Source organism: Acinetobacter sp. TWP2-2-3, assembly GCF_049896445.1.
Lineage (GTDB): Bacteria > Pseudomonadota > Gammaproteobacteria > Pseudomonadales > Moraxellaceae > Acinetobacter.
Genome location: NZ_JAFCUI010000007.1, coordinates 20,454 through 32,783, shown reverse-complemented (window position 1 = coordinate 32,783; position 12,330 = coordinate 20,454). Strand labels below are relative to the sequence as shown.

Genomic DNA, 12,330 nt, shown 5'->3' with positions numbered 1-12,330 from the left:
TAATGCTTTAAGCAAGCCGTCAAATAAATGAAACTTTATAAAAAAATTCATCAATTTTAAGGATGTGTTAGCAACGAATATGCCAGCATAGCCATTTGACGGGTTAAAATGTTGGAACAGCTTACAGCCCCAGGGCTATGCTATAAAAACCCAAAAAAAATCTAAACAAAAAAGCTGCATAACCTTTATGCAGCTTTATTTTACGATTTAAATCAAATGCTTAACAAGATGGATTCTGCTTCATCCTGATCGTTGGCAAATTATAACACATTGATTTATTATTGCTTATTTGATTTTACACTTTATTAGAAATTAATATATTCCAGATGAATATTGAAAAAAATTTATTATATTTATTATTAGTTTAATTTTATTAATCTAGCCCAATTGCCGGGAGGAAGGTAGTACAAGCTGCTTAATGTCGATGCCGATTGGATTCCAGCAATTTGCTTGAATCACGTCCATCGTTCAAGACATGACGGATCTTTTCATATTTTCTGATTTCGGACTGTTTATGGACACAAAATCCTAATAAACTGATCATTAAGGCAAAAACAGGGATAGCATATATTTTCATTTTTATTATGCTGCTTTGTAACACTATGCAATTATGCTAACAAAAAACCTAACAAACTTGTGACATAGTTTACATTTAACCCGATAGAAGGCATTTATTTATCCTCTAAATATTAATTTTATGTCGTTTTATTTATTAATACTTAATTAATTTATAATTCTTTTTTCAAAAAATCGATACTATTAAAAACTCTTTCAAACAAACAATAAATAATTGAATTTAATATATTTTTCAAACTCTCTAAAAGAAGTTTATTCAAAATTAAGATATGGAGATAAATGAAATCTAACCTATTCAATAGAAATTATTTCGATTTATTTTATCGGCCTTTTCCAAGAATGCTCAACTTTAATTTTTAGAATAAAATGATCTAAATAAGGGAGATTTTGCTAGGGATTTCAAGATGTTTAGCGATATTTTTTATTTTTAATTACCTTGAAGCTCTACCTGATATTCAAGAATTACAGATTTTATAGTTGTCATGATGCTGTCTATTATTCCCTACTCACATCACATGCATGTACATAGTTCAAGAACCTAACCATAATAACGACATCCCAATATCCGGCATATATATCCTCATGCTGGATACTGGGAATCATCTCATTTATGCACTCAGTTGTTCATCACGCTTGAACACCAGTTCTCCTTTGAGTGAACTGTCTGCATCGAAATAATAGCCATCAGTATTAAAAGCTTTTAGCCCCTCTATACGATCAATTTTATTTTCAATCATAAAACGCGCCATGAGACCGCGTGCTTTTTTGGCATAGAAACTAATCACTTTATATTTGCCATTTTTCTGATCTAGAAATACCGGCTTGATAATGTCTGCCTGAATTTTGCACTCGTTGACTGATTTGTAATATTCATCAGAGGCAATATTCACCAGGATTTCAGAATTTGCTGCTGCTAGATCCTGATTAATCAGATCAGTAATGTGATGTGCCCAGAAGTCATATAGGTTATGCCCGCGGGAATTGGCCAATTTGGTTCCCATTTCCAGACGGTACGGCATCATCAAATCCAAGGGACGTAAGAGTCCATATAATCCAGACAACATGCGTAAACGGTCTTGTGCATAGTGCAGATCTTCATGTTTTAAACTATAGGCATCCAGACCTGTATAGACATCGCCTTTAAATGCAAAAATCGCCTGACGGGCATTGGCTAAATTAAAATCCGGTTGCCAGTCATTAAAACGTGCGGTATTTAAAGTGGCAATTTTTTCACTAACACTCATTAAGCTGGAAATTTCTGTTGCAGAAAGTGTGCGACAAACGTTGATCAAGTCCTGTGAATGTTCTAATAATCTCGCTTGAGTAAATTGGTCAGTCGGTAATGGAGTATCGTAATCGAGAGTTTTGGCTGGAGAAATTAAAGCGAGCATGGCAACCTGGTCAAAAAATGATTAATCAAACTATATCAGTCTGCTTATTTTAATTCCAATTCATGTTTTTATTCACCATAATCGTTAAAATGCACGATTCTCCTGTTAATCATCGGTTTTTATATGCCCGAGCAAATTTTTCTTCAAGGGCCTGCGGGTCAGATTGAAGTTTTTGTGGATTATCCTCAGGGTGAAGTGAAAGGATTCGCGGTAGTTTGTCACCCCCATCCATTGCAAGGCGGTACACCACAACATAAGGTTCCGGTTTTACTGGCACAAATGTATCTGGAACGTGACTGTATTGTGTATCGTCCAAGTTTCCGTGGTTCTGGTCAAAGTGAAGGTATACACGACGAGGGCTTCGGTGAGACGGATGATGTATTAGAAGTCATTCGGTTCGCTCGCAACCAGCATATTGCCCTGCCTTTTTATGCAGGCGGTTTTAGTTTTGGTGCGCATGTCATGGCAAAAAGCTATGCAGCCTTACCGGTAGAACTGCAACCAAAGCAAACCATTTTATGTGGTCTGCCGACTGCAACAGTAGCTGGTATTCGTCATTATGTGACACCAGCCATCAAAGGCGACATTCTGTTCATTCACGGTGAAGCCGATGAAGTGACTTTGCTCTCAGATATGATTGAATGGGCAAAGCCACAACGCCATTTAGTGACCGTATTACCTGGTGCCAACCATTTCTTTACCGGCTATTTAAAGCAATTACGGATCGCAATGACCCGGTACTTAGCGCTTGGCTAAATAAAAAAACCCATCAGATGATGGGTTTTTTTATTAAAAGACAAAATCTTCTGCAAAAATTTCATACATCACAGCCCGATATTTAGGCTTATCGATGTAACAGAGAATTTTTCCACCCAAGCGTTCTGCAATTTTACGGCTAGCCCAGTTTTCTTCTGCTACCGGGTAGCTTAAGACTTGAATCCCTAATGTATTAAAAGCATAGGCCACAACACAATGCACTGCCTCATGTCCATAATGATGACCATGCGCAGTTTCACGAATCCAGATACCGACTTCAGGTATTTCATCATGAAGTCGATGCAAACCACATAGCCCAATAAATTCTTGTGTTTCAATATGACGGATCACAAATACATATTCTTTATAATCAGTCATATTTTCCAGCCAATTTTGCCAGACTGTTGCAAATCCCTGTTCAGATTGTGGTGGGTCCCACGCCATAAAACGTGTCAAACTCGGCGTAATTGAAGCATAAGTTTCTTTGGCATCGGCTGATTTAAAACAATTCAGGATCAAGCGTTGACTTTGCAGTGTAGGCAAAGCTGATTGATTCTGTTGAATTAGCTCTTCCATTCAAACTCGCTAAAGCTTTCCTGCTCTTTTAGAGAGGTTTCCACTGCCTGTGCAAGCTGATTAAGCAAACTTCTTTCGGTGATACGATCCAGCCAGTCCTGTTGTTCTTCAGGATATGAGGCAATTTCACAAACCAGATGCCCTTGTTCATCTCTGGTTTCGCAACTCACAGATAAAGGCAGCGCATGGTCTTCCACGCTGACGGCAACCTGAGCTCCACTTTGGCTTAAGGTCTGAAAACCATATTTGCCTAATTTTTCGGCAAGTAAATGTGCTACATATTCCTGGGTTTCCTGACCATCCCGTGGTGTTTGGCTCTGGGTATTGGCCATGAATTTTAATTTTCGCATCGCTACTTCCAAATGGCTTTTTTCTTATATGGGTTTAGCATAAGCAATATAAACAAAACAGCCAAGCAAAAGCTTGGCTGTTTCACATAATTTTAAAAATTATTCTGACACTTGAATTGGCAATCCTGCGATTGAGGTCAATTCTGTAAAGGTCGGGAAACTGGTTGCGACCGTTTCAGTACCGACAATCTTGATCTGCTCCGAATTACGCAAACCGGCAATCGAAAAACTCATCGCGATACGGTGATCGTGATGCGATTCAATTTCACCACCCGTAAAGATTGGCAACCAGTCACCGGACTTACCCTTACCTTCAATGATGATGCCATCTTCAGTTGGGGTACAGTCGATGCCCATGGTTTGAAGACCGTCGGCCATCACTTGAATACGATCCGATTCTTTTACGCGAAGCTCGGCAGCACCGGTCAGGATGGTTTGACCTTCGGCACATGCAGCCGCAATGAATAGCGCCGGGAATTCATCAATTGCCAATGGCACCTGATCTTCCGGCATATGAATGCCTTTTAAGGTACGTGTACCACGGATACGAATATCGGCAATCGGTTCACCGCCTGCAATACGCTCGTTTTCAACTGTAATGTCCGCACCCATTTGCTTGAGGATTTCGATCACACCAGTACGGGTCGGGTTAATGCCAACTGCTTCAAGGGTCACATCCGAGTTTTCAGTAATGGCCGCACCGACCATAAAGAAAGCAGCAGAAGAAATATCTGAAGGCACCTGAATATTGGTTCCAACCAGCTTTCCGCCACCTTGCAGTGAAATTCGATTACCTTCGGTTTTCACTTCATAACCAAAGGCACGTAGCATACGTTCAGTATGGTCGCGTGTTGGTTCTGGTTCAGTCACCGAAGTTTCACCTTCTGCCCATAGACCTGCAAGTAAAATCCCTGATTTCACCTGAGCAGAGGCCATTGGCAAATCGTACTGAATCCCTTTCAGGTTTTGGTTGCCGGTGATGGATACAGGTGGCGTACCTCGCTCACCAGTGGTCTGAATTTGCGCGCCCATTTCACGTAAAGGCTTGGCAATACGCTCCATTGGACGTTTAGACAATGACGCATCCCCTGTCATCACTGAATCAAATTTCTGTGCTGCTAGCATACCCGACAGCAAACGCATTGAAGTGCCTGAGTTGCCCATATAAATGGCAGACTGCGGCGCTTTTAAGCCTTGCATGCCAACACCATGAATGGTGACTTCACCATTTTTAGGGCCTTCAATGCTGACTCCCATATCACGGAAAGCTTGCAGTGTCGCTAGAGCATCCTCACCTTCCAAAAAGCCGGTCACATGTGTGGTACCTTCTGCAATCGCACCAAACATGATCGAGCGATGTGACACAGATTTGTCACCTGGCACGGTAAATTTACCCTGAAATTTCTTGGCACCCGGCTGAATGGTAAATTGTTGTGTCACTTTATTTTTCTCCATGAAAGGTTTCTTGGCGAGCATATGGTTGAAATGCTGGCGAGCTGCCTGCGCATGACCCAATAAGCCCATCAATGCGTGGGAATCTTCATCTTCAATCAATTTGCGAATAATCGCGAGCTGCTGTTCAAAGCCATCAACAGCATTCAGAACTGCTTTTTTGTTGGCAAAAAAGATGTCATGCCACATTTGTGGATCGCTAGCGGCAATTCGCGAGAAATCCCGGAAGCCACCGGCAGCATAACGAAATATATCTAAATTGTCTTCACGCTTGGCCAATTGCTCAACCAAGTTGAATGCCATGAGATGCGGAAGATGACTGGTATGCGCCAGCACTTCATCGTGCTTGTCGACATCCATACAAATCACTTCGGCTTTCGCCGCTTGCCACAGCTGAATCAGTTTATCGACGGCCCAGTCTGCACTGCTTGGCAGTGGCGTCAAGATCACCTTGTGATTGACAAATAAATCAACTTTACCTGCATGCACCCCGGTATGCTCGGCACCTGCAATCGGATGGCCCGGTACAAAACCTTCAGGCAGTTCATCGCCAAAAACCGCTTTCGCTGCATCGACCACATTACCTTTGGTACTACCCACATCAGTAATAATGGTATTGGCAGATAAATAAGGCTTGATAGCTTCCAGCACCTTTTGCGTGGCACGTACCGGCAATGCCAGTACCACCAGATCAGCGCCTTTGACCGCCTCTACAGGATCGGCATAGCCTTCGGAAATCAGGCCAAGAGAGTTAGCATCTTCCAAAGTCTTTTGTGAACGTGTCGATGCAACAATGTCATTGGCCAAATGCTCGGCTCGAATGACACGCGCCAGACTTGAACCAATCAGTCCAAGCCCGATAAATGCAACTTTTTCAAACAGTGGCTGCGACATGGTTTAAGCTTTTGCCTCTAAACCGAGTACTTTAGCCAATGCGCTCAAGAATTTCGCATTTTCTGCTTCAGTACCAATCGATACCCGAATGTGATTAGAAATACCGACCGGACGCACAATCACCCCTTGCTTGAGCAGACCATTGAAGGTTGCTGATGGGTCTGCCTGTACATCTACCAAGATAAAGTTGGCACGTGAAGGCACATAGTTAAGACCCAAAGCCTTAAAACCAGCTTCAAGTTGCGCCATACCGGCTTTATTCACTTCACGAGAACGCGCGATAAAATCTTCATCTTTCAGTGCAGCCACCGCAGCCACCATCGCAAGATGGTTGACATTAAATGGCTGACGAATACGATTGAGATAATCCGTCACTTCTACTGAAGCCAGAGCAAAACCAACACGTAGTGCAGCCAAACCATAGCACTTCGACAAAGTACGGCTAACGATCAGGTTTGGATATTGCGCGAGGAATTTCAAGCTGTTGAAGTTTTCCGGGAAATATTCCACATAGGCTTCATCCAGAACCACGATGACATTGGCAGGAACTTTTTGCATGAACGCTTCAAATTCAGCTTCTTCAAACCAGGTTCCTGTTGGATTATTCGGGTTTGCAATGAAGACGAGTTTGGTATTGTCTTGAATGGCAGCCGCCATTGCTTCCAAGTCATGCGAAAAGCCTTTAGCTGGCACTTCAATCGCTTGTGCATTAATGGCTTGAGTCACCAATGCATAAACTGCAAAAGCATGCTGGCTATACAACACCGAATCATTTTCTGAAACGAATGCGCGGGCAAACATTTCCAGTAAGTCGTTTGAACCATTCCCCAAGGTAATCTGATCGTGATTAAAACCAAACTGGGCCTTGATCTGATCTTTCAGGATAAAACCACCACCATCCGGATAACGGCCAATTTCAGAAATTTCCGCAGCGACCGCTTCTTTGACTTTATCTGAACAACCCAGCGGATTTTCATTTGAAGCCAGTTTGACGATATCGGTAAGACCCAACTCGCGCTCAAGTTCACTGATCGGTTTACCCGGTTGATATGGCTTTAATTTTGAGATGCCTGAATTGGCTGGAACAAACGACATTTTAGACTTCCAATTTTAGGTATAAAACAGTGGTCAGCACCCTCGCCCTGACCACGTATAGCTGACTTAAAGTACAGCTGCAGGATATGAACCGAGCACGCGAACTTCTTTAACCAAAGGACGAATTTCTTCAATGGCTGCTTTCACGTGTTCCTGCTCAATATGGCCTTCAAGATCAATGAAGAACACATAAGCCCATTTTTCAGGAAGTGCAGGCCGGGTTTCAATACTGGTCAGGCTGATATTGTGCTTGGCAAACGGCGCCAGAATTTCCAGCAAAGCTCCGGCACGATCATGCGCTGAGATTAGTAATGAAGTCTTGTCATTACCACTTTGCGGCACTTTTTCACGACCAATCACCAGGAAGCGTGTGGTATTTTCCGGATTGTCCTCGATATTGCTATGCATGATTTCGAGGTCATAGATACTCGCGGCAATTTCAGAAGCAATTGCAGCAGAATGCCATTCATTACGAATACGGCGTGCTGCTTCCGCATTGGAACTTAAAGCGACACGTTCCACACCTGGATAATGAGCATCCAGCCACTTACGGCATTGTGCCAAAGTCTGCTGATGCGCATAAATCTGTTTGATGCTGTCTTTACGGGTATTTTCAGAAATCAGGAACTGATGGTGAATCGGTAATTCAACTTCGCCAATCACATTCAGGTTCGATGTTTTAAAACAGTCCAAAGTATGGTTGACCACGCCTTCAGAGGAATTTTCTACCGGCACCAGACCATAATGGGCACTGCCTGCTTCCACGTCACGGAAAACTTCATCAATGGTCGGTAAAGGACGAACCACAGCATCATGACCAAAGTGCTTGAGTACCGCAGAATGGGTATAAGTCCCGACTGGGCCAAGGAAAGCAATGCTTTGCGGCGCTTCGAGTGCCAGACAGGCCGACATGATTTCACGGAACAGACGTGCCATGGTGGTATCAGACAATGGCCCTTCATTACGTTCCATGACATTACGCAAAACCTGAGCTTCACGTTCTGGACGGTAAAACAGCGGATTCTCTTCTGAGGCAAATTTTGCTTTTGCCACTGCTTCAGCCAAACGTGCCCGACGGTTAATCAATTGCTGAATTTGCTGATCAACAGAATCGATATCTTCACGAATTTTTGCCAAATCAAGAGAAGTCGTGGTGTTTTGATCGTCGTTGATCATTGTTATGTCGCCCTTCATAAACCTTATCTGTTCAGTATAACAATAGTGAGCTTTAAAATGTTACGCAATATGACATTGCTAGATTAAGTCTTAAAAACAGACAGTTGGTTTTAACCACTCATCGCTTTTAGTCATATCTGGTAACATTTAGTTCAGCATTTTGGCTTGATTTACATTATCAAATTGTAAACTTAGCCTGTCCATCTTAACTGATTTTAATGAATATGAAATATCACTATTTCTTAATCTATATAGCGGTTTTAAGCATAAGAAAATTAAAATAATAGCTTTGTACTTGTCTTTTTTGACCTATTAAAATCTGAGATATCTTTCACAATAAAATGCACGCTCCTCACGCTCATCTCTCTTATTTAATATTGATTTTCCTAAATTTTTTACATGAAATTACTACTCTGTTACAAAGTGGAGACGTTTTTTCAACCTTTAACAGCTAGTCTAATTTAAATCATGAGTTGGGGGGATCAATCATGCCAAAAAGAATAGCAGTACTTATAACAAATAATTTTGAAGACCAAGAATACCTAGAGCCAGTGGCTGCCTTGCTGGCTGCCCATCATAGCGTCTGCAATATCGAACTTAACGCAGGCAAAGTGGTCTATGGGCTGCATGGCTGTTCTGCCGTGACCATCGACCGTGGTATCGAACAAATCAGTATTGATGACTTTGATGCCTTGCTGATTCCAGGGGGCGAATCTGCGGTTTCTCTCTCTACCGATGTTCGGGTGCTACAGTTCATCCATGCCTTCAATCAGGCCAAAAAAGCTATTTTCAGTTTATGTGATGCATCCTTATTACTGTGTGAAGCAGATGTGCTGAAAAATCGGATTATTACCAGTATCCGGGCGCATGCGAGTCGCGTACAGCATGCGGGTGGAACCTATTATGATGTAGAACTGGTGAATGACAATAATCAGTTGATTTCATCGCGTCTACCCAATGATTTACCCATTTTTATTCATGAATGTTTGGATGTCTTAAAATCATAAAGTCTTAAAAAATATTTCCCATCTTGGCCATGTTCTCCCCTATAAAAAAGAGTCCTTCGGGACTCTTTTTTTATGAGTGAGCTATTAACGTCCTAACAGACCACGTGCCACTATCTCTTTCATGATTTCATTAGTACCACCATAAATCCGCTGAATCCGCGCATCAACGAAGAAACGTGAAATTGGATATTCAGTCATATAGCCATAACCCCCAAATAATTGCAGGAGATTGTCCGCGATTTTCATCTGCATATCGGTAGAAAAACTTTTCAATGCCGCTGCAGTTTCTACATCCAGCTTCCCTTGCATATAAAGCTCAAGATTCTGGTTATAAAATGCTGCAGTTGCCAATTCATCAATTTTCGCTTGCGCCAACACAAAACGAGTATTCTGGAATTGACCGATCGCCTGACCAAAAGCCTGACGCTCTTTCACATATTGTGTGGTCACATCGATCGAGCCACGAATGGCGCCTAGAGCGGTGGCAGCGATGGCGGTACGCTCACGTGGCAATTCCTGCATCAGGTAAGCAAATCCCTGTCCCGGCTGACCCAGTAATTGGTCCTTTGGCACTTTAACATTGTCGAAGAACAGTTCAGACGTATCCTGAGCATGCAGACCAATCTTGTCCAGATTAGTGCCTTTTTTAAAGCCTTCCAGATGGGTATCGACCAGCAGCAATGAAACGCCTTTAGCTCGGGCTTGAGGATCGGTTTTGACCGCAAGCACTACCAAGTCAGCATGCTGACCATTGGAAATGAAGGTTTTTGAGCCATTTAACAGATAATATTCATCCTGCAAGATGGCACTAGTACGCATGGCTTGCAAATCTGAACCTGCACCTGGCTCGGTCATGCCAATCGCACCGACCACTTCACCGGTGACCATTTTTGGTAACCAGTATTTTTTCTGTTCTTCAGTACCAATACGCAGGATATACGGTGCTGCAATATCGGAATGACAAGACAGACCTGTGGCAATGGCACTGTATCCGGCACGTGCAGATTCTTCGATCAGCATCAAGGAATAATCGGTCGGCACCCCATAGCCACCATATTCTTCTGGAACATCGACACACAAGAAGCCATTTTCACCGAGTGCATTCCAGACTGAACGCGGCATCAGACCTTCACGTTCCCACCGGTCGTAGTACGGTGCGACATGTTCGTTCATAAAGCGTTTAAAATTATCGCGGAATAATTCTAGATCGGCATCGTAGGCAAGCATTCTATTGTCCTTGTTGTTTATCATTTTAGTTTCCTTTTCACAGACTATCGACTTTCCTGCTCCCTGTCATGTGCCGGCATTCATCTTTTTACTAACTTCACAGTCAATAAAAAAGGGAAGCCGAAGCTTCCCTTTTAGACATGAAAGACAGACTCAAAATTAGTGAGCGTTATTGCCTTCTTGTGCCATTTTTTCGTCAATTTCTGCAGGATTTGCTAAAGCATAGTTCAGCTTGTCCATATCTAACTGGCCCACCCATTTCGCAACCACTAAAGTCGCCAAAGAGTTACCGACCAGATTGGTCAAGGCACGAGCTTCAGACATGAAACGATCGATACCGAGAATCAATGCCAGACCTGCAACAGGAATATTCCCTACAGCAGCCAAAGTTGCCGCCATCACAATAAAGCCTGAACCAGTCACGCCTGCCGCACCCTTAGATGAGATCAGAAGTACCAGAAGCAGGGTAATTTGATGAGACAAGTCAAGTTGCGTATTGGTTGCTTGCGCAATAAAGATTGCAGCCATCGTCAAGTAAATCGACGTACCATCCAGGTTAAATGAATAACCAGTTGGAATCACCAGACCTACCACTGATTTTTCAGCACCGGCAAGTTCCAGTTTCTTCAACATACGTGGCAGTACTGATTCTGAAGATGACGTCCCCAGTACAATCAGAAGTTCTTCGCGAATCAGGCGGATCATCTTCATGATACTGAAACCAGCAAAACGCGCAATTGAGCCCAATACGATGAAAATAAACAGTACGCAGGTGACATAGAAACAAATGATCAACTGTGCCAGCTGAGCAAGAGAACCAATACCATATTTACCAATGGTAAAGGCCATCGCACCAAATGCACCGATTGGAGCAAGTTTCATCACCATGTTCACGATGTTGAAGAATACATGTGAAATCTGGTCAATAAGTTTCAGGACTGGCTTGCCTTGATCACCCAGCTTATGCAGTGCAAAACCAAAGATGATCGCGAACAATAGAACCTGCAGGATTTCTCCTTCTGCAAATGCGCCCACAACCGTATTTGGAATAATGTTCATCAGGAAGTCGATAGTCGATTGTGACTCACCTGAAGCAACATATTTACTGATGCCACTGGTATCCAGTGAAGCAGGATCAACGTTCATGCCCACGCCAGGCTTGACGATGTTAATCACGACCAGACCGATGACCAAAGCAATCGTAGATACGATCTCGAAGTAAAGTAAAGCAACACCACCAGTTTTACCGACTGATTTCATGCTTTCCATACCCGCAATACCGCTCACCACGGTACAGAAAATCACAGGTGCGATGATCATTTTAATCAGACGGATAAATGCATCACCAAGCGGTTTAAGCTGTTCACCCAAGCCAGGGACATGTTGTTCTACGCCATTGATAATTTGCGTACCACTAGGCGAAAAATGCCCGACCAGAATACCTGCGATAATGGCCACAATCACTTGAAAATACAGTGACTTATAAATTGGTTGTTTCGCCATAATAAATCTACTTGAACGATATCAAAAATAAGAAAGACCATTTTGAGAAATATACTGACCTCTTCATCCCTTCTCAGGGTGAACCGGATCAAATCTCAAAAGGCTCAAGAGAATGTTCAAAATGATAATCAGCCATGCATTGAATCTGACACTCAGCATCAGACCAAAGTATTAAATGGGAGAAAGAGATTAAGAAAAATTAAACAGACTCTAAAAATTGCCTAAATTTTACCGAATATTCATACTAAATGTGCATAACTTATTATGCGCTTGTTTATGTTTTAACCAGAATAGATTAGACATTAGTCGATAATCAGATTTAACTGA

General features: G+C 42.5%; 10 protein-coding genes. 2 read left to right on the top strand and 8 right to left on the bottom strand.

Annotation, left to right across the window (positions count from 1 at the left end):
- Positions 1-1,184: 1,184 nt before the first annotated feature.
- Positions 1,185-1,967 carry a peroxide stress protein YaaA gene (yaaA, locus tag ACP7AK_RS10805; RefSeq protein WP_005247421.1) on the bottom strand — a complete coding sequence of 261 codons (783 nt, stop codon included), beginning with the start codon at positions 1,965-1,967 and terminating at the stop codon, positions 1,185-1,187.
- Positions 1,968-2,090: 123 nt separating this feature from the next.
- Here yaaA and ACP7AK_RS10800 point away from each other — a divergent pair, with 123 nt between their 5' ends.
- Entirely contained in the window at positions 2,091-2,723 is a 633-nt protein-coding gene (locus tag ACP7AK_RS10800; protein WP_425879883.1) for an alpha/beta hydrolase, read from the top strand.
- A 33-nt stretch (positions 2,724-2,756) separates the two neighbouring features.
- On the opposite strand, the gene ACP7AK_RS10795 is transcribed toward ACP7AK_RS10800, so the two are convergent.
- The 5 genes from ACP7AK_RS10795 to pheA all read right to left on the bottom strand — a co-directional run bounded on the left by ACP7AK_RS10795 (position 2,757) and on the right by pheA (position 8,266).
- Positions 2,757-3,299 carry a GNAT family N-acetyltransferase gene (locus ACP7AK_RS10795; protein ID WP_425879882.1) on the bottom strand — a complete coding sequence of 181 codons (543 nt, stop codon included), beginning with the start codon at positions 3,297-3,299 and terminating at the stop codon, positions 2,757-2,759.
- Positions 3,287-3,649, bottom strand: a complete 363-nt coding sequence (locus tag ACP7AK_RS10790; protein ID WP_425879881.1) for a hypothetical protein — start codon at positions 3,647-3,649, stop codon at positions 3,287-3,289. The genes ACP7AK_RS10795 and ACP7AK_RS10790 overlap by 13 nt, the downstream gene beginning before the upstream one ends.
- A gap of 99 nt (positions 3,650-3,748) precedes the next feature.
- Complete coding sequence (locus tag ACP7AK_RS10785) at positions 3,749-5,995, bottom strand: bifunctional prephenate dehydrogenase/3-phosphoshikimate 1-carboxyvinyltransferase (protein WP_425879880.1); 2,247 nt, start codon at positions 5,993-5,995, stop codon at positions 3,749-3,751.
- 3 nt (positions 5,996-5,998) lie between these two features.
- Positions 5,999-7,090, bottom strand: coding sequence for a histidinol-phosphate transaminase (gene hisC, locus ACP7AK_RS10780; RefSeq protein ID WP_425879879.1), 1,092 nt, complete (start codon positions 7,088-7,090; stop codon positions 5,999-6,001).
- A 66-nt stretch (positions 7,091-7,156) separates the two neighbouring features.
- On the bottom strand, positions 7,157-8,266 hold the full coding sequence (gene pheA, locus ACP7AK_RS10775) for a prephenate dehydratase (RefSeq protein ID WP_004645570.1): 1,110 nt from the start codon (positions 8,264-8,266) through the stop codon (positions 7,157-7,159).
- A gap of 488 nt (positions 8,267-8,754) precedes the next feature.
- Here pheA and ACP7AK_RS10770 point away from each other — a divergent pair, with 488 nt between their 5' ends.
- Positions 8,755-9,273: a DJ-1/PfpI family protein gene (locus ACP7AK_RS10770; RefSeq protein ID WP_074383309.1), complete on the top strand. Its 519-nt coding sequence runs from the start codon at positions 8,755-8,757 to the stop codon at positions 9,271-9,273.
- An 84-nt stretch (positions 9,274-9,357) separates the two neighbouring features.
- Here the strand turns inward: ACP7AK_RS10770 and ACP7AK_RS10765 are convergent, their stop codons facing one another.
- Positions 9,358-10,500 (bottom strand): acyl-CoA dehydrogenase family protein, encoded by a 1,143-nt coding sequence (locus ACP7AK_RS10765; protein WP_425879878.1) that lies wholly within the window; start codon positions 10,498-10,500, stop codon positions 9,358-9,360.
- 159 nt (positions 10,501-10,659) lie between these two features.
- Positions 10,660-12,003, bottom strand: a complete 1,344-nt coding sequence (locus tag ACP7AK_RS10760) for a dicarboxylate/amino acid:cation symporter (protein WP_195725817.1) — start codon at positions 12,001-12,003, stop codon at positions 10,660-10,662.
- Positions 12,004-12,330: the final 327 nt, after the last annotated feature.

What these genes read in the sequence shown, in the direction of transcription:
- ACP7AK_RS10760 (WP_195725817.1), bottom strand. Translation starts at nt 12,003, where the DNA reads ATGGCGAAACAACCAATTTATAAGTCACTGTATTTTCAAGTGATTGTG.
- yaaA (WP_005247421.1), bottom strand. Translation starts at nt 1,967, where the DNA reads ATGCTCGCTTTAATTTCTCCAGCCAAAACTCTCGATTACGATACTCCA.
- pheA (WP_004645570.1), bottom strand. Translation starts at nt 8,266, where the DNA reads ATGATCAACGACGATCAAAACACCACGACTTCTCTTGATTTGGCAAAA.
- ACP7AK_RS10800 (WP_425879883.1), top strand. Translation starts at nt 2,091, where the DNA reads ATGCCCGAGCAAATTTTTCTTCAAGGGCCTGCGGGTCAGATTGAAGTT.
- ACP7AK_RS10770 (WP_074383309.1), top strand. Translation starts at nt 8,755, where the DNA reads ATGCCAAAAAGAATAGCAGTACTTATAACAAATAATTTTGAAGACCAA.
- ACP7AK_RS10795 (WP_425879882.1), bottom strand. Translation starts at nt 3,299, where the DNA reads ATGGAAGAGCTAATTCAACAGAATCAATCAGCTTTGCCTACACTGCAA.
- hisC (WP_425879879.1), bottom strand. Translation starts at nt 7,090, where the DNA reads ATGTCGTTTGTTCCAGCCAATTCAGGCATCTCAAAATTAAAGCCATAT.
- ACP7AK_RS10785 (WP_425879880.1), bottom strand. Translation starts at nt 5,995, where the DNA reads ATGTCGCAGCCACTGTTTGAAAAAGTTGCATTTATCGGGCTTGGACTG.
- ACP7AK_RS10790 (WP_425879881.1), bottom strand. Translation starts at nt 3,649, where the DNA reads ATGCGAAAATTAAAATTCATGGCCAATACCCAGAGCCAAACACCACGG.
- ACP7AK_RS10765 (WP_425879878.1), bottom strand. Translation starts at nt 10,500, where the DNA reads ATGCTTGCCTACGATGCCGATCTAGAATTATTCCGCGATAATTTTAAA.